Raw genomic sequence first — 16,045 nt, 5'->3', positions numbered from 1 at the left:
CGGCGCGTCCGGCCCGACGCCTCCCGGGCCGCGCCGCCGCCCGGGACCGGCCGTCCGGCGGAGCACCACCCGCTCAGGTCTCGCGCTGCGGGTGGTACTCCGCCTCGGTTATGCCGAAGGTCCAGGCCACCCCCGCGCGGGCGGTGAGGGTGCTGGGCGGCACCCGCAGCCAGTAGGTGCGGAAGGTGCCGTCGGGCTCGGCGGTCGAGTTGACCACCTCGACCATCACCACCGGCTCGTCAAGGGGCAACTCGATCCGCCAGAGCACACCCGTCTCGTCCTGGTGCACCGGGACGGCGCCGGAGTCGGCCAGGTACCGCTCGTAGCCGTAGTGCTCCAGCAGGACGCGGCGCAGCTCGGCGTTCTCCTCGGTACGGATCCGCTCGACGGTCACGGCGCCGAGCCCGGCGAGGAAGTCGGCAGGCACCGGCATGCCCCGCCAGGCGTGCAGGGCGAAGCCGTCGGAGTAGGCCAGGGCCGGGCCGTCGGCGCGGTCGAGCCGGCCCGCCTCGTCGCGGTGCAGCGCCACCGGGCGCTCGCTGACCAGCACCACGTCCGCGTACGGCCACCACCAGCCGGCGCCGCGCGCGACCTGCGCCAGCGCGGCGATCGCCGCACCCTCGGGCCCGCCGGACACGGCCTGCGCGTCCGGCACGTCCGGCGCCGCCCCCAGCACCCCGGCCGCCTCGAAGGCGGCGAACCAGGGCGCGTCGAACTGGCCGCGGACGGCGTCGAGCAGCGCGAGGCGGGTGACGACCCGGCGCTCCCGGGCGGCCTCCACCACGTCGTCCTCGTCGTTCTCGGTGTCCGGCTCCGGCGCCAGCCGGTCGAGGACGGCGCCGCGGATCCGGTCGGCGAGCGTGTTGGTCACCGGGCCGAGCTCGCCGCCGGTCAGCGCCCAGAGCGGCGCCCAGCCCGCCGCGCCGGTCCGCTCGACCGCCTGTCGGCGGACCGCGTCCCACGGCAGCGTCCGGACCGCCTCGCGCACCGTCACGGCGCCCGCCGCGCGCAGCTCCAGCGCCGCCTCCGCGGCCGCCAGCGGCGAGCCGAACCACCGGACCTCGGCCGGTTCGGCCAGGCCCACCGCGCGGTACGCGGCCCGCACCGCCCGCTCGACGCCGGCCCGGTCGGCCGGGCCGGTCGCGGCCGCCGCCGCCCGCCAGCGGGCGGTCGCCTCGGCGGGCCCGCCCGCCGCGGGGGCCGGTGCCGTCTGTCCAGTCACCATCACACTCTCCGTTCCCGCCCGGGCACCCCGCCCGGCCGTGCCGCGGGCGCCGCGCGCCCGCCCCGATCCCCGTTCACGGTCCGCGCGCTCCGGCGCGCCGCCGTCCGTCAGTCCGCGACCACGCGCACCGCGCCCGGCACGTACTCGCGCTGGCGGACCACCTGGTACCAGCCCTTGGGCAGCGGGATCGCCGCGTGCTCCTCGTGCACCACCCGGCCGCCCTCCGGCAGGTGCAGCCAGGCGGTGCCGAACGGGCCGGACTCGCGCCGCAGCTCCCCCGGACCGACCACCGCGTGCGCGTGGCCGGTGACCTCGCCCAGCGCCAGCACCAGCCGGCCCCGCGCGTCCCTGGGCTGCGCGGCCAGCGACCCCACCCGCACCGGCACCGCGGACTCCTCCACCGGCACCATCAGCACATCTCCCTGACGGAACATCAGTTCTCCCTCGCCGACTCGACGACGCATCGGATTCCCACGCCCCGGACCATAGGACAGGGGTCTGACAACGGTGCCCGGTGCCCCGGGCGGCGGCCGCGCCGGTCGGGTCCGGTGAGGCGGGCCGGGAGACGCGTGCAACGCGCCCGGGCGACGCCCCGGGCACCGGATTGTCGGTCCGGGCTGGTAGACACTTGTTCGGCCCGCACCGACCCCTCCGAGGAGCAGCGCATGACGGTCAACAACCACATCGAGGCGTTCCACGGCCTTCCCGTCTTCGACTTCGTCACGGCCGTCGACGAGGGCGCCGAGCTGCCCGAGCCGGCCGCCGCGGCCTGGAAGATCGCCGTCGAGTTCGAGGCCGATCAGAACTGGATCACGCGCTGGCAGCAGTTCCTGGACCGCGTGGACGTCTCCCGGGTGACCGCCGTGGTGGTCGGCGAGTGGTCGCAGGACGGCCCGGAGAGCTTCGCCGAGCCGCTGGCCGCGATCCTCGGCGCGGCCGGGCGGCTGCCCGCCCTGCGCGGCCTGTTCATCGGCGACATCACGTACGAGGAGAACGAGATCTCCTGGATCGACATGACCGACGTGACGCCGGTGCTGACGGCCTTCCCGCAGCTCACCGAGCTGGTCGTGCGCGGCGGCTGCGACGAACCGGAGGAGGGCGGGACCACCATGCTCCAGCCGGTGCGGCACGAGCACCTGCGGGCGCTGCGGTTCGAGTCGGGCGGCCTGCCCGGCGCGGTGCCGCGGGCCGTCGCGGCGAGCGAGCTGCCCGCGCTGGAGCGGCTGGAGTTCTGGCTCGGGGTGGAGAACTACGGCGGCACCACCGTCCTGGCCGACCTGGAGCCCTTCCTGGACGGCGCGCGCTTCCCCGCGCTGCGCCACCTCGGTCTGCAGAACAGCGAGTTCCAGGACGAGATCGCCGCCGCCCTCGCGCACGCCCCGGTGGTGCCGCGGCTGGAGTCGCTGAACCTGTCGATGGGCGTCTTCACCGACCAGGGCGCGACGGCGCTGCTGGAGGGACAGCCGCTCACCCACCTCAAGTCCCTCGACCTGCACCACCACTACCTCACCGATGCCGTGCAGCAGCGGCTGCGCGAGTCCCTGCCCGGGGTGGCGATCGACCTCTCCGAGCCCGGCAAGCCCGACGACCAGTGGCAGTACGTCGCCGTGGCCGAGTAGCCCACGCGTCGGCCCGCTCGTCCACCACCCGCTCCAGTACCAGCCAGCCATGCCAGCCAAGGGGCACCCGTGTTCATCACCAAGCTCGGCGACCACTTCCTCCACCTGCCGGTCGTCAACCTCTCGCTCCGCGAGCCCGGTCTGCACGATCGGCGCGGGCTGACCGACGAACTGCCGGCGGCGGACACCGCCGCCTGGCGGCTGTCCGTCGGCTACGGTTCGAAGCAGGGCTTCGACGAGCTGTGGTCGGCCTTCCTCGCCGCGGTCGACCCCGCCGCCGTCCGCGCCCTGCTGATCGGCCCCTGGTGGGTGCGGGACTACGTGCCGGTGCGCGAGACGCTCGACCGGATCGTCGCCGACGCCGACCGCTTCCCCGCCCTGGAGGCGCTGTACATCGCCGACGTGACCTCCGAGGACTGCGAGATCTCCTGGCTGGAGATGTCGGACGTCACCCCGGTGCTGAAGGCGTTCCCGCAGCTCACCGACCTGGTGGTGCGCGGCGGCAACGGGCTCGTGCTCAACCCGGTGCAGCACGGGCGGCTGACCACCCTGCGGTTCGAGTCCGGTGGCCTTCCGGACGACGTGGTGCGGGCGGTCGCGGCGAGCGAACTGCCCGCGCTGGAGCGCCTGGAGCTGTGGTTCGGCGTCGACGAGTACGGCGGCGACGCGACCATCGACGACATCGCGCCGATCCTGGCCGGCACCCGGCTGCCGTCGCTGCGCCACCTCGGGCTGGAGAACAGCGAGTTCCAGGACGAGATCGCCGCCGCCGTGGCGCACGCCCCGGTGGTGCCGCGGCTGGAGTCGCTGAGCCTGGCGATGGGTGTGCTGAGTGACGAGGGCGCGGCCGCACTGCTGGACGGCCAGCCGCTCACCCACCTCAAGTCCCTCGACCTGCACCACCACTACCTCACCGACGCCATGCAGGAGCGGGTGCGCCAGGCGCTGCCGGGCGTGGACGTCGACCTCTCCGATGCCGAGGAGGACGACGAGGACGAGTGGCGCTACGTCGCGGTGGCCGAGTAGGCGGACACCGATGCTGACGACGACCCCCCAGAGCTCCGACCGGGCCCGGGCACCCCGTCCGGCCCGGCCGGAGCACCGGCTCCCGCCGGACGGGCGGCTGACCGTGCTCGGCAACCCCGGCCACCGCCGGGTGACGCTGTTCGCGGCCGCCGCCCGGGCCGCCGGGCTGCCCGAGCCCGCCGTCCTGCCCTGGCTCGACCTGCTGCGCGGCACGTACCGGCTGCCCGGGGGCACCGTGCTGCGGATCGAGTCGCCCGGCGAGGAGGAGGCCGTGGACGCGCTGCTGCGCGGACCGGCGCTCGGCGCGCGGTACGCGCCGACCAGGGTCGAGGGCGGAGCCGCCTGGTACGCCGGGGTGACGGCCGCGCTGCGCGCGCTGGCCCGGGCCCCCGGGACGCGGCTGCTCGGAGACCCGGAGGAGATCGCCGTGATGTTCGACAAGCGGCAGGCGCACGCGCTGCTTTCACGCGCTGGTGTACCGGTGCCGCGCGCCCTCGGCGGGGCCTCGGTCGCGGGCTGGGAGGACCTCCGCGCCCGGCTGGACGCCGCCGGGATGCGCCGGGTCTTCCTCAAACCGCCGCACGGCTCCTCCGCGTCGGGCGTGGTGGCACTGGAGTTCGGGCCGCGCGGCCAAATGCGCGCCACCACCTCGGTGGAGCTCGCCGACGGCCGGCTGTACAACTCGCTGCGGGTCCGGCGCTACCAGGAGGAGCGGCTGGTCGCGGACCTGGTCGACCGGCTCGCCCCGGACGGCCTGCACGTCGAGCAGTGGGTGCCGAAGGCCTCCCAGGCGGGCCGCTCGGCCGACCTGCGGGTCGTCGTGGTCGCCGGACGGGCCACCCACGCGGTGGTCCGCACCAGCGCCCAGCCGATGACCAACCTCCACCTCGGCGGCGCCCGGGGCAGCCTGGAGCTGGCCCGGGAGGCCGCCGGAGCGGCCTGGCCGGACGTGCTGGAGACGGCGGAGCGGGCGGCCGCCTGCTTCCCGAACTCCCCGATGGTCGGCGTCGACGTGCTGCCGACCGCCGCCTGGCGGCGGGCGGTGGTCGGCGAGGTCAACGCCTTCGGCGACCTGCTGCCCGGCCTCACCGGCCTGCCCGGCGGGCCCGCCGAGGGCCTCGACACCTACGCCGCCCAGCTCGCCGCGCTCGGCGCCACCGCCGCCGCCGCCACCCCGGAACCGACGACCCACCCACGTACGGAACAGCCCCGATGAACCACCAGCCCGACGCCCACACCTCTGCGGACCCCACCGGCTCCGCCGGGACGGCCCCCGCGGACGAGTCCCCCGACATGAACGCCGTGGTGGGCAGCCACGACCTGCTGCTCGTCACCCTCGACACCCTGCGCTTCGACGTCGCCGAGGAGCTGGCCGCCGCCGGCCGGATCCCCCACCTGGCCGCCCACCTCCCCGGCGGACGCTGGGAGCGCCGGCACTCCCCCGGCAGCTTCACCTACGCCGCCCACCAGGCGATCCTGGCCGGCTTCCTGCCGACCCCGGCCTCGCCCGACGGACCGCACCCGCGTCTGTTCGCCGCCCGGTTCGCCGGTTCGGAGAGCACCGCACCGCGCACCTGGGTGTTCGACGCCCCGGACCTGCCGGGCGCGCTCGCCGCCGCCGGCTACCGCACGGTGTGCATCGGCGGCGTCGGCTTCTTCAACAAGCAGGGCCCGCTCGGCTCGGTGCTGCCCGGCCTCTTCCAGGAGAGCCACTGGTCACCGCGGATGGGCGTCCCCTCGCCCACCTCCTTCGAGGAGCAGGTCGCCTGCGCGGAGCGGGTCGCCGCCGAGCAGCCCGCCGGGCAGCCGCTCTTCCTCTTCGTCAACGTCCCGGCGCTGCACCAGCCGAACTGGTTCCACCTGCCCGGCGCGACGCGCGAGCACGGGGACAGCCGGGCCAGCCACGCCGCCGCCCTGGAGTACGTGGACGCCCACATCGGCCGGCTGTTCACGGCGATGAGCGCCCGCCGTCCGTGCTTCGCGATCGTCTGCTCGGACCACGGCACGGCCTACGGGGAGGACGGCTACACCGGCCACCGGATCGGCCACGAGGTGGTCTGGACGGTGCCGTACGCCCACTTCACGCTCCCCGCGAGCACGCCGCCGTCCGCCACGCCCGCCGAGGAGTCCGCATGACCACCGCCCCCGCCCGGCCGGCGCCCGGCACGTCCCCCGCGGCCGTGCCCGGCCCGGTGACCGAGCTGCCGTACGCGCCCCCGTACCAGTCGTACGTCTACGCCTACCCCCACAAGACGGCCTACCGCGAGCTGCCCGACCGACCGCCGCTGCGCGAGCTGTGGGCGGGCGAGCCGCAGCACGCGCTCTCCCTCTACCTGCACATCCCGTTCTGCGAGGTGCGCTGCGGCTTCTGCAACCTGTTCACCCGGATCGGCGGTCCGGACGGCCTGACCACCGCCTACCTGGACGCCCTCGACCGGCAGGCGGTCGCCGTGCGCGCGGCGCTGGACGAGGACGCCCGGTTCGCGCTCGCCGCCTTCGGCGGCGGCACCCCCACCTATCTGAACGCCGCCGAGCTGGAGCGGCTCTGCGACATCGCCGAGCACCGGATGGGCGCCGACCTGCGGGCGGTCCCGCTGTCGGTGGAGGCCTCCCCCGCGACCGCGACGGCCGACCGCCTCGCGGTGCTCGCCGAGCGGGGCACCACCCGGCTGAGCCTGGGCGTGCAGTCCTTCGTGGACGCGGAGGCCCGCTCCGCGGTCCGCCCGCAGAAGCGCGCCGACGTCGAGGCCGCGCTGGGCCGGATCCGCGACGCCGGAATCCCGGTCCTCAACATCGACCTCATCTACGGCATCGACGGCCAGACCGAGGCCAGTTGGCTCCACTCGCTGGACGCCGCGCTGGCCTGGCAGCCCGAGGAGCTGTACCTCTACCCGCTCTACGTGCGCCCGCTGACCGGACTGGCCCGGCGCGGGGAGGCGGAGAGCCCGGCCCAGTGGGACGCCCGCCGGCTCGCGCTCTACCGGGCCGGCCGCGACCACCTGCTCGCCCACGGCTACCAGCAGGTGTCGATGCGGATGTTCCGCCGGGCGGCCGCGCCGCAGGCCGGGGTGAGCGAGTACGCCTGCCAGACCGACGGCATGGTCGGCCTCGGCTGCGGCGCCCGGTCCTACACCTCGCGGCTGCAATACTCCTTCGACTACGCGGTGGACGCCACCGAGGTGCGCCGCATCATCGACGACTACGTGGCCACCGAGACCTTCGACCGCGCCGTGGTCGGCCGGGCGATGACCCCGGCCGAGGCGCGGCGCCGGCACCTCGTGCAGTCGCTGCTCCAGGCGGAGGGGCTGGCGCCCGCCGAGTACCGGGCCCGCTTCGGCAGCACCCCGGCCGAGGACTTCCCCGCCGAACTGGCGGAGTTCGCGGCCCGCGGCTGGCTCGCGGAGGGCACCGGTGACGCCCTTCGGCTGTCCCCCGAGGGCCTCGCGCACTCGGACGCCGTCGGGCCGACGCTGTTCTCGCCCGAGGTGCGCGCGCTGATGGCCGAATACGAGGCCAAGTGACCTTCCTCGGCATGCCCGCCCCCGGCCCGGCCGTCAACGGCCTCCCGGCCACCGGTCGCCCGGCCACCGGCCTTCCGGGTCCCGCTGAAGGCCCGCCCGCCGACGGCCCGGCGGGGCGCCCCCTCGACCTCGGCATCCTCTACCGGGGCCCGCTGGCCTCCTGCGACTACGACTGCCCGTACTGCCCGTTCGCCAAGCGGCGCGACACGCCCGGGCAACTGCGTGCCGACCGGGCCGCGCTGGAGCGGTTCACCGGCTGGGTGGCCGGACGCGCCGGCACCGGCGACACCGTCGCGGTGCTGTTCACCCCCTGGGGCGAGGGGCTGGTGCGGTCCTGGTACCGGCGCGCCATGGTCGAGTTGAGCCGGCTGCCGCACGTCCGGCGGGTCGCCGTCCAGACCAACCTCAGCTGCCGCACCGCCTGGCTGGCCGAGGCGGACCTCTCCACCCTCGCGCTCTGGGTCACCTACCACCCCGGCCAGGTCGACCGGGACCGCTTCCTCGCCAAGTGCCGCGAACTCGACGCCCTCGGTGCGCGGTACAGCATCGGGGTGGTCGGGCAGCCGGAGCACCTGGCGGCGGCCCGACGGCTGCGCGCCGAGCTGTCGCCGGCGGTCTACCTCTGGGTGAACGCCGCCGAGGGGTACACCTACACCGACGCCGAGGCCGCCGACTGGACCGCCCTCGACCCGCACTTCGGCTTCAGCCGGAACGCCCACCCCAGTGCCGGCCGCCCGTGCCGCACCGGCGAGTCCGTGCTGTCGGTCGACGGCGACGGCACGGTCCGCCGCTGCCACTTCGTCCGCGAGGAGCTCGGCAACCTCTACGACGGCTCCTACCGCGCCCGGCTCGCCCCGCGCCCCTGCCCGCTGCCGGTCTGCGACTGCCACATCGGCTATGTCCACCTGGAGACCCTGCCGCTGTACGACGTCTTCGCGGGCGGCGTCCTGGAACGGATCCCGCACACCTGGTGACGCGGCCCGCCCGCTGCGCGCGGCGAGCGCGCCTACGCGGCCGGCCCGCCCGGGCGCGCTGACGGACCGTCGCCCGGTGTGCCGTGGAAGCCCCCGGCCGCCGGCGCCGCCAGGGCCGCCTGGAACAGGGCCCCCACCGTGGCGTACGCGTGGTCGAGGTCGACGGCCTCGGGGGCGATGCGCCACTGCTGGTTCAGGCCCATGACGATGGCGAGCATGACCGTGCCGACGTCCTCCTGGGTGGCCCCCTCGGGGAGCTCGGCGGGGTCGATGCACGCCCGCAGCCGCTCGCGCAGTGCCTGATGGAGGTCGCCGTACCACCGGTGCAGGGGTGAGGCGGTGTCGACGGCCTCGGCCAGCAGTGTCACGAACAGCATGGTCGTGGGCTGTCTGGTGAACGTCAGGGCCTCCCGCAGCGCCCGGTCGAGCGCGCCCGGTCCGGGCTCGGGGGTGCCGAAGCCGGCCCGGACGGTGTCCAGCAGGTGCTCGATGACCGCGGCGAGCAGGCCCTCCTTGTTGCCGAAGTGCCAGGGAATGGAGCCGCGGCTGATCCCGGACCGCTCGGCGATGTCGGCGAAGGTCGTCCCCCGGTACCCGCGTTCGGCGAAGAGCTCGGCCGCGGCCGTCATGAGCAGCCGCCGGCTCTCCTGGGTCGTGTCCGTGCGTCGCGTCGCCATGATCCCCCGTCTGGTTCCTGTTCCCCGCCCAGGGTAGGCGATTGGCCAGCCAGCCATTTACCAGTCAGCCAGAACAGTCTATGTTGGCCAGCACAGACCGGCACAGCCACGGAGGACGAGCCATGCGGTGGGTCACGTTCAAGACCGAGCACGGGGACAGGGTCGGGGTCGTCGAAGACGACAGCATTCACGCACTGCCACCGGGGACCGACCTCGTCGAGCTGCTCGGACGAGGAGCCGACGGCCTGCGGGAGGCGGGCGAGGAGGCGCTTCGCAAGCCCGCCGACATGCTCCCGCTGGCCGCGGCGAAGCTGCGCGCGCCGGTCCCGAGGCCGCCCGTGCTGCGCGACTGCCTCTGCTTCCTCGACCACATGCGCAACTGTCAGCAGGTGATGGGAGCGTCCCGGGCCCTCAAGGACTCCTGGTACGAGATCCCGGCGTTCTACTTCGCCTGCCCCACCACGGTCATCGGCCCCTACGACGACGTGCCGATGGCTCCCGGCTGCGCCTGGTTCGACTTCGAACTCGAGATCGCCGCCGTAATCGGCGCGGGCGGCCGGGACCTGACGCCCCAGCAGGCCGAGCGGGCCATCGCCGGCTACACGATCTACGCCGACTGGTCCGCCCGCGACCTCCAGCTGCGGGAGTCCCCGATGGGGATCGGGCAGGCCAAGGGGAAGGACTGCGCCACCACGCTCGGCCCGTACCTGGTGACCCCCGACGAGCTGGATCCCTACCGGACGCCGGACGGGAGGATCGCCCTTCGGGCGAGCGCCCTGGTCAACGGCGAACCGGTCGGCAGCGGCCGTACCGACGCGATGGACTGGAGCTTCGGCGAAGTCGTCTCCTACGCCTCCCGCGGGGTCACCCTCGGGCCGGGTGAGGTGTTCGGATCGGGCACCGTGCCGACCTGCTGCCTCATCGAGCACCTCGACCTGGGCGACCTGTCCGGTTTCCGGGGCTGGCTGAAGCCGGGAGACGTCGTCTCCCTGCGCGTCGAGGGGCTGGGCGAGACCCGCGCCCCGCCCCGCCCCCGGCGCCGACCGCAGGGCCGCCCGGACCCGGGTGAACCGGGCGCCGTCGGCACTGCCGTACACCCGGGGACTGCACGAGGTGGGCAAGGACGTGTGGGCCTGGCTGCTGCCCGACGGCGGCTACGGCTGGAGCAACGCCGGCCTGGTCGCCGGATCGGGGGCCTCGCTGCTGGTGGACACCCTCTTCGACCTGCCCCTGACCCGCGAGATGCTGAGCGCGATGCGGCCGATCACCGACCGGAACCCCCTGACGCACGCGGTCCTCTCCCACGCCAACGGCGACCACACCCACGGCAACCAGCTGCTCGGCGACCACGTGCGGATCGTCGCGGCCGGGGAGACCGCCGCGGAAATGCGCCAGGAGATGACCCCGGACATGCTGACCGCCGTCCAGGTCGCCGACCTCGGACCGGTCCTGAGCCCCTATCTGAAGGAACGGTTCGCCGCCTTCGACTTCAGCGGGATCCGGCCGCGGATGCCCGACGACACCTTCGACGACGAGCTGACCCTCGACATCGGCGGCCGGCAGGTCCGGGTGCTGAACCTGGGCCCGGCGCACACCGGCGCCGACTCGGTGGTGCACGTCCCCGACGCGGGCGTGCTGTTCACCGGCGACCTGCTCTTCGTCGGCTGCACCCCGATCGTCTGGCGCGGACCCATCGCCAACTGGATCGCCGCCTGCGACACCATGCTCGCCCTGGACGCGCCCACGGTCGTGCCCGGGCACGGCCCCGTCACCGGCCCCGACGGGATCCGAGCGGTCCGGGGCTACTTCACCCACCTGATCGAGCAGGCCGATGCCGCCCACGCCCGGGGCCTGAGCCTCGCCGAAGCGGCCGCCACGATCGACCTGGCCGAGTACGCCACCTGGCTGGACGCCGACCGCGTCGTGGCCAACCTCCACCGGCGCTACCGCGAGCTGGACCCCGCCACCCCCGCCCTCGGGATCCTGGAACTGCAGACCCTGCAGGCCGAATGGAACGCCACCCGCAACGGACCGTGGTGAACACCGAACCGGGCAGCGGGCCGCCCCGCCTCGTGAACACCCGGCGGGGCGCGCCCGATGACGGCGCCTCGGACGAAAACCGGTTGCGGGGCGACCACTCCGCGTGACAGCGTGGCCGTGATCCCGCAGAGGGTGATCCCAGCGAAAGGGCTGCTCATGACAGGCTGCGCCGAACCGGGCCTGGTGCTCGGCGACTTGTCGGTCCGCACGCCGACCGGGGAGCCACCTCTCGTCTGACCCATCGTCGTTCCCCTCCTCGTCGGCGTGTTCTTCGTGCCCACCCGCACGTTCGACCACGAGGAGTCCCGGTGTCCGGAACCACCCGCACCGACGCGCACACCACCGTCAGCACCACCGCCACCGCCGTCACGACCGTCATCCCGTTCACCGCTCTGGCCACCCGGTGGCACAGCGAGAACGGCACGCCGCCGCCCGGGCGTGTCGTCCTCGCCGACGACCGGATGCCGGCCGGCACCGCCCACCGCCTGGCCTCCGACGGCGTCGCCGTCCTCTGGCAGGGCGACTACCACGGTGCCCGGCACCTGCTCACCGCCCTGACCCGGCGGGCCGCACGCGCCGCGCACCGACCGCGCGCCACGGGCGCGGCCACCCCTGGCGAGGAGTTCCGCGAGCAGCGGCGGGAGCGTGCCCGGACCGCCCGGCTGCTCGGCCGCCTCGTGGTCCGGCTGGAGGCCGACCACGCCCTGCGGCTGCGCCGCGCACCCGACGTCCGGCAGGCCTGCCGGGAGGCGTACGGCCCGCCCGACGGGCCCCGGGTGGTCGCCCTGCGGGAGCTGCTCGGCGTCCTCGGCGCGCGGCAGTGGCGCGAGAGGGGCGTGGACGTGCCCGCCCTCGGCGCGCGCGTCCACCCGCACTACGGCGTGTTCTCCCCGGTCCGCGGCGAGTACGTCGACCTGGTGGCCCGGGCGCCGCTGCCCGCCGCCGCAACGGGCGGCGGCACCGCGTTCGACCTCGGCACCGGCACCGGAGTGCTGGCCGCCGTCCTGGCCCGGCGCGGGGCCGGCCGGGTGCTGGTCACCGACGCCAATCCGCGCGCCCTGGCCTGCGCCAGCGACAACGCGCGCCGGCTGGGGCTGGCCGACCGCATCCGGCCGGCCGGCACCGGGCTCTATCCGCCCGGCGGGGAGCGGGCCGCCCTGGCGGTCTGCAATCCGCCGTGGCTGCCGGCCGAGCCCACCTCCGCCCTGGAGCAGGGCGTGTACGACCCCGGCGGCCGGATGCTGGAGGGCTTCCTCGGCGGGCTGACCGAGCGGCTCGCGCCCGGCGGCGAGGGCTGGCTGGTCCTCTCCGACCTCGCCGAACACCTGGGCCTGCGCTCCCGGGACGATCTGCTCGCCGCCTTCGCGGCCGCCGGTCTGCGCGTCGCCGGGAGGCTGGACACCCGCCCCCGGCACCGCCGCGCGGCCGAGTCCGCCGCCCGCGCCGCCGAGGTGACGTCGCTCTGGCGCCTCGCCCCGGCGTGACGCCCCGTCGCCCGCCGGACACACCGGGACATTCCGGGCGTCCGGCGTGGCCCGCGGTGGGCCGACGTACCTACGCTGGAAGGACGAGGAGGCGATCAGCATGCTTGGAGACGCACCCCTGGTGGCGATCATCCCTGCCACCGACCTGGCCCGGGCGAAGTCCTTCTACACCGACACCCTCGGCCTCAAGCTCACCGACGCCGGCCCGGAGGGCGACCTGACCTTCGAGTGCGGCGGCACCGAGTTCGGCATCTACGAGACACCCAGCGGCGGCCAGGCCGCTCACACCCTGGCCAGTTTCAAGGTCCCCGACCTGGACTCGGAGATGGCCGCCCTGCGCGGCAAGGGCGTCGTGTTCGAGGAGTACGACCTGCCCGGCCTGAAGACCGTCGACGGCGTCGTGGAGGCCGAGGGCATGCGCGCCGCCTGGTTCAAGGACAGCGAGGGCAACATCCTCTGCCTGAACGAGCGGACCACCGGCTGACGAACACCGGCCGACGATCACCGGCTCCGACACCTGAGCGCCCGGCCGGGCCCGACCCGGCCGGGCGTCGGCGCGCCCGCCACCACCCCGGCCGCCCGGCCGGTGTCATCCGCACACGGCTCTCCGGGATTCACGACCCATTCGCCGACTGTCTGATTTGCCCCGCTATTTCATGCAATGACCAGTACGCCTTGATTCGTCGACGAAGGGTGATTCATGGGCTGACGCCCGACCCGTCCCCCGACGATCGGCGGGGTTCGCCGACCGGAATTTGACGCCGGCCGATCACCTTGGGGATAGTCCGTTCCGGGCCGACCGGGCGATACCACCGATCTCCTGCTCGGGGGCGAGGAGACCGGGGGTGCGATGCGATTTCCGAAGGCCATGGGCACGCTGCTGGCTGCCGCACTGAGCACGCCCCAGGCACCGGCGGGCGCCGCCCCGGCGGAACCGGTCGAGCCGGCCGCGGCCGTCGCCCCCGCCGCACCGGGCGAAGAATCGTTCATGCAGATCGTCGCGCACCAGGACGACGACATCCTCTTCATGAACCCGGACCTGAACCGGCAGTACGCCGCGCCCTCCGTCACCGTCTACCTGACCGGCGGCGAGGGGACGGACCCCCGGTTCGCCGACCCGTGTGCCTATTCGGCCAGCCGGGACGCCGGCGCACGGGCCGCGCACGCCCGCCTGGCCGGCGTGGCGGAGCCCAGCTGGAACACCGCCGCAGTCCGGCTGACCAGCGGAAAGACCGTCCAGATCGACACCCTGGACCAGGCTCCGCAGATCAAGCTGGTGTTCCTCAGGCTGCACGACGGCGGCAATGGGACCTACCCCCTCAGCGAGGGCCGGACCACCCTCTTCGGCCTGACCACCGAGGGCCCCGGCGGCCCCTCCCACCAGGCCACGCTCGGCAGCCTGCCCGCCGACGGGCAGTGCGACCCCGCGTACGCGGACCAGGACTACACCCACGACGACATCGTCGCCGCACTGACCGAGCTGATGGAACGGTTCCGCCCGACCGTGCTGCTCGCCCAGGACCCGCGCGTGCCGTACGACTACGACCGCAATCCGCTCAATCCCGCCGACCACGCCGACCACATCTCCGCCGCGCGATTCGCCGGAAAGGCCGCACGCGGTTATCACGGGCCGGACGGGAACGGTCGGCTGATCCTCCGTAACTACCGCGACTACAACGTCCGGATGGACCCGCCGAATCTGCCCGCGAGTACCGCGAAGGAGAAGAAGAAGACCTTTCTCGCCTATCTCGGGCCGAAGCGTCCACCGACCGGCGGCGGGTATTCCGGGAAGTACGACCCGAAGCCGAATCCGGAGGAGCCGAATTTCTACGCGGACTTCCCGTCCCGGCAGTATCCGCGGTGGTCGAACGGCACCGCCTGGGCGGCCCAGGACGCCACCGGCGCGCTGAACGCCTTCGCCGTGCTCGACAACCAGGTGCAGGCCTGGCGCGAGTCCGAGCCGGGCGGCGAGTGGGGCGGGCCGGTGCCGGTCCCCGGCAGCGAGGGCCTCACGGCCGCGCTCGGGGTGGCGCGCGACGCCGCCGGACTGCTCCACCTGTTCGGCATCCGGCTGAGCGACGACGCGATCGTCACCGTCGCCCAGACCGCTCCGGGCACCTGGGGCGAGTGGACGGTACTCGGCAATCCCGACCCCGCCACCCCGGAGCTCATCGGTAGCCCCGTCCCGGTCCTCGGCGGCGACGGCCGGCTGACCGTCTTCGTCCGCAACGCCGGCGGCGGCGTCAGCGCGCTCGGCGAACTGCCGGACGGCGGCTGGCCGGCGCAGTGGGCCGACCTCGGCGGCACCCGGGTGCGGGACGGTCTGGCCGCCACGCTCGCCGCCGACGGACGGATCGAGCTGTTCGCGCCGACCGGGGACGGCATCGGGCACTGGCGGCAGTCGGAGCCCGGCGGTTCCTTCGTCCGGGACGCCGCCTTCCTCGGCCCGCCCCCGGCCGGACCGGTCACCGTGGGCCGCACCGCCGACGGCCGGCTGGAGCTGTTCTTCCACCAGGCCGGCACCGGACAGGTCGTCACCCGGCACGAGCGGGCGAGCGGCTCCTGGACCACCACCCCCGAGTCGCTGGGCGGCCCGGCCGGGCTGGAGGGCGTCGCCGCGGTGACCGGAACCGACGGCCGCACGACGGTGGCCATCCGCAACGGCGCGGGCGGGATCAGCCTGGCCTCGCGGTCGGCGCCCGACCGGGGCTTCGCCGCGCGGTGGTCCGACCTCGGCCGACTGATCGTCGGCGCGCCGGCCGTGGCCCTCGACGCCACCGGCCGCCGGGTCGTCCTGGCGCTCGGACCGGACGCCGTCCTGCGCACCGCGCGGCAGAGCGAACCGGGGGCCGACAGCCCGTTCGGCGCCTGGAGGGCGGCCGGGCGCTGAGGCCGCCCCCGAGGCCGGCCACCCTCCGCCCCACCGCCGACCGGTCGGCTCACTCGTCCGCGGCAAGCCCCGGGACGGCGGTGTCGAGGGCGAGGGTGACCTGGTCCAGCAGCGCGCGCAGGGCGGAGAGCTCCTCGACGGGCAGCCCGGTGGCGGCGAGCAGGCGGCGCGGCACCCGGCCGGCGCGCTCGCGCAGCGCGGCACCCTCACCGGTGAGGCTGACGGTGACCGAGCGCTCGTCCTCGGGGCTGCGCTCGCGGCGCACCAGACCGGCCGCCTCCAGCCGCTTGAGGAGCGGGGAGAGGGTGCCCGAGTCGAGCCGCAGGTACTCACCGATCCGCTTGACCGGCAGGTCCCCGTGCTCCCACAGGACGAGCATGACCAGGTACTGCGGATAGGTCAGGCCGAGGTCCTTGAGCAGCACCCGGTAGACGCCCCCGAAGGCGCGGGAGGCGGCGTTCAGCGAGAAGCAGATCTGCCGGTCCAGGCGCAGCAGATCGGTGTCGTCGGGCACGTCGGGCACGTCGGGCAGCGCGGTCATGGGTCCATGGTAGCGATGCCGCACACGCTATTGAGTTGTGCACAATTG

At 74.8% G+C, this 16,045-nt stretch carries 14 protein-coding genes and 1 pseudogene; 11 read left to right on the top strand and 4 right to left on the bottom strand.

Going from position 1 to position 16,045, the window contains the following annotated elements; genetic code table 11:
* Positions 1 to 73: 73 nt before the first annotated feature.
* Both ABT093_RS11610 and ABT093_RS11605 read right to left on the bottom strand, forming a co-directional pair.
* On the bottom strand, positions 74 to 1,225 hold the full coding sequence (locus ABT093_RS11610; protein ID WP_350562971.1) for a DUF6745 domain-containing protein: 1,152 nt from the start codon (positions 1,223 to 1,225) through the stop codon (positions 74 to 76).
* A gap of 107 nt (positions 1,226 to 1,332) precedes the next feature.
* Positions 1,333 to 1,659 (bottom strand): DUF8820 family protein, encoded by a 327-nt coding sequence (locus ABT093_RS11605; protein WP_350562969.1) that lies wholly within the window; start codon positions 1,657 to 1,659, stop codon positions 1,333 to 1,335.
* 231 nt (positions 1,660 to 1,890) lie between these two features.
* Here ABT093_RS11605 and ABT093_RS11600 point away from each other — a divergent pair, with 231 nt between their 5' ends.
* The 6 genes from ABT093_RS11600 to ABT093_RS11575 all read left to right on the top strand — a co-directional run bounded on the left by ABT093_RS11600 (position 1,891) and on the right by ABT093_RS11575 (position 8,365).
* Positions 1,891 to 2,844, top strand: a complete 954-nt coding sequence (locus ABT093_RS11600; protein WP_350562967.1) for an STM4015 family protein — start codon at positions 1,891 to 1,893, stop codon at positions 2,842 to 2,844.
* 69 nt (positions 2,845 to 2,913) lie between these two features.
* Positions 2,914 to 3,870, top strand: coding sequence for an STM4015 family protein (locus ABT093_RS11595; RefSeq protein WP_502884196.1), 957 nt, complete (start codon positions 2,914 to 2,916; stop codon positions 3,868 to 3,870).
* Positions 3,871 to 3,880: 10 nt separating this feature from the next.
* On the top strand, positions 3,881 to 5,086 hold the full coding sequence (locus tag ABT093_RS11590) for an STM4014 family protein (protein WP_350562965.1): 1,206 nt from the start codon (positions 3,881 to 3,883) through the stop codon (positions 5,084 to 5,086).
* A 77-nt stretch (positions 5,087 to 5,163) separates the two neighbouring features.
* Positions 5,164 to 6,006 carry an STM4013/SEN3800 family hydrolase gene (locus ABT093_RS11585; RefSeq protein WP_350563149.1) on the top strand — a complete coding sequence of 281 codons (843 nt, stop codon included), beginning with the start codon at positions 5,164 to 5,166 and terminating at the stop codon, positions 6,004 to 6,006.
* Positions 6,003 to 7,391: an STM4012 family radical SAM protein gene (locus ABT093_RS11580; RefSeq protein WP_350562963.1), complete on the top strand. Its 1,389-nt coding sequence runs from the start codon at positions 6,003 to 6,005 to the stop codon at positions 7,389 to 7,391. The genes ABT093_RS11585 and ABT093_RS11580 overlap by 4 nt, the downstream gene beginning before the upstream one ends.
* Positions 7,388 to 8,365 carry an STM4011 family radical SAM protein gene (locus ABT093_RS11575; RefSeq protein WP_350562961.1) on the top strand — a complete coding sequence of 326 codons (978 nt, stop codon included), beginning with the start codon at positions 7,388 to 7,390 and terminating at the stop codon, positions 8,363 to 8,365. Before ABT093_RS11580 ends, ABT093_RS11575 begins: the two co-directional genes overlap by 4 nt.
* 32 nt (positions 8,366 to 8,397) lie before the next feature.
* On the opposite strand, the gene ABT093_RS11570 is transcribed toward ABT093_RS11575, so the two are convergent.
* Complete coding sequence (locus tag ABT093_RS11570) at positions 8,398 to 9,042, bottom strand: TetR/AcrR family transcriptional regulator (protein ID WP_350562959.1); 645 nt, start codon at positions 9,040 to 9,042, stop codon at positions 8,398 to 8,400.
* A gap of 80 nt (positions 9,043 to 9,122) precedes the next feature.
* Here ABT093_RS11570 and ABT093_RS11565 point away from each other — a divergent pair.
* The 5 genes and pseudogenes from ABT093_RS11565 to ABT093_RS11545 form a co-directional block, all read left to right on the top strand.
* Positions 9,123 to 10,052: pseudogene (locus ABT093_RS11565) on the top strand (fumarylacetoacetate hydrolase family protein); the annotation flags it as partial.
* Between the two features lie 103 nt (positions 10,053 to 10,155).
* Positions 10,156 to 11,082, top strand: coding sequence for an MBL fold metallo-hydrolase (locus ABT093_RS11560; protein WP_350562957.1), 927 nt, complete (start codon positions 10,156 to 10,158; stop codon positions 11,080 to 11,082).
* Positions 11,083 to 11,459: 377 nt separating this feature from the next.
* Entirely contained in the window at positions 11,460 to 12,566 is a 1,107-nt protein-coding gene (locus ABT093_RS11555; RefSeq protein WP_350563147.1) for a methyltransferase, read from the top strand.
* Positions 12,567 to 12,666: 100 nt separating this feature from the next.
* Positions 12,667 to 13,050: a VOC family protein gene (locus ABT093_RS11550; RefSeq protein WP_350562955.1), complete on the top strand. Its 384-nt coding sequence runs from the start codon at positions 12,667 to 12,669 to the stop codon at positions 13,048 to 13,050.
* 366 nt (positions 13,051 to 13,416) lie between these two features.
* Positions 13,417 to 15,456 carry a DUF8189 domain-containing protein gene (locus tag ABT093_RS11545; protein WP_350562953.1) on the top strand — a complete coding sequence of 680 codons (2,040 nt, stop codon included), beginning with the start codon at positions 13,417 to 13,419 and terminating at the stop codon, positions 15,454 to 15,456.
* A 49-nt stretch (positions 15,457 to 15,505) separates the two neighbouring features.
* Here ABT093_RS11545 and ABT093_RS11540 read toward each other — a convergent pair whose 3' ends face one another.
* Positions 15,506 to 15,997, bottom strand: a complete 492-nt coding sequence (locus ABT093_RS11540; protein WP_350562951.1) for a MarR family winged helix-turn-helix transcriptional regulator — start codon at positions 15,995 to 15,997, stop codon at positions 15,506 to 15,508.
* Between the last annotated feature and the right edge of the window lie 48 nt (positions 15,998 to 16,045).

Origin of the sequence: Kitasatospora sp. NPDC002551, assembly GCF_040296005.1 — a bacterium.
Classification (GTDB): Bacteria; Actinomycetota; Actinomycetes; order Streptomycetales; family Streptomycetaceae; genus Kitasatospora.
This window is presented reverse-complemented; position numbering and strand designations above follow the sequence as displayed.

Coding starts and splice junctions, on each gene's coding strand:
- ABT093_RS11610 (WP_350562971.1), bottom strand. CDS start 1,225: ATGGTGACTGGACAGACGGCACCGGCCCCCGCGGCGGGCGGGCCCGCC.
- ABT093_RS11605 (WP_350562969.1), bottom strand. CDS start 1,659: ATGTTCCGTCAGGGAGATGTGCTGATGGTGCCGGTGGAGGAGTCCGCG.
- ABT093_RS11600 (WP_350562967.1), top strand. CDS start 1,891: ATGACGGTCAACAACCACATCGAGGCGTTCCACGGCCTTCCCGTCTTC.
- ABT093_RS11590 (WP_350562965.1), top strand. CDS start 3,881: ATGCTGACGACGACCCCCCAGAGCTCCGACCGGGCCCGGGCACCCCGT.
- ABT093_RS11585 (WP_350563149.1), top strand. CDS start 5,164: ATGAACGCCGTGGTGGGCAGCCACGACCTGCTGCTCGTCACCCTCGAC.
- ABT093_RS11580 (WP_350562963.1), top strand. CDS start 6,003: ATGACCACCGCCCCCGCCCGGCCGGCGCCCGGCACGTCCCCCGCGGCC.
- ABT093_RS11570 (WP_350562959.1), bottom strand. CDS start 9,042: ATGGCGACGCGACGCACGGACACGACCCAGGAGAGCCGGCGGCTGCTC.
- ABT093_RS11550 (WP_350562955.1), top strand. CDS start 12,667: ATGCTTGGAGACGCACCCCTGGTGGCGATCATCCCTGCCACCGACCTG.
- ABT093_RS11545 (WP_350562953.1), top strand. CDS start 13,417: ATGCGATTTCCGAAGGCCATGGGCACGCTGCTGGCTGCCGCACTGAGC.
- ABT093_RS11540 (WP_350562951.1), bottom strand. CDS start 15,997: ATGACCGCGCTGCCCGACGTGCCCGACGTGCCCGACGACACCGATCTG.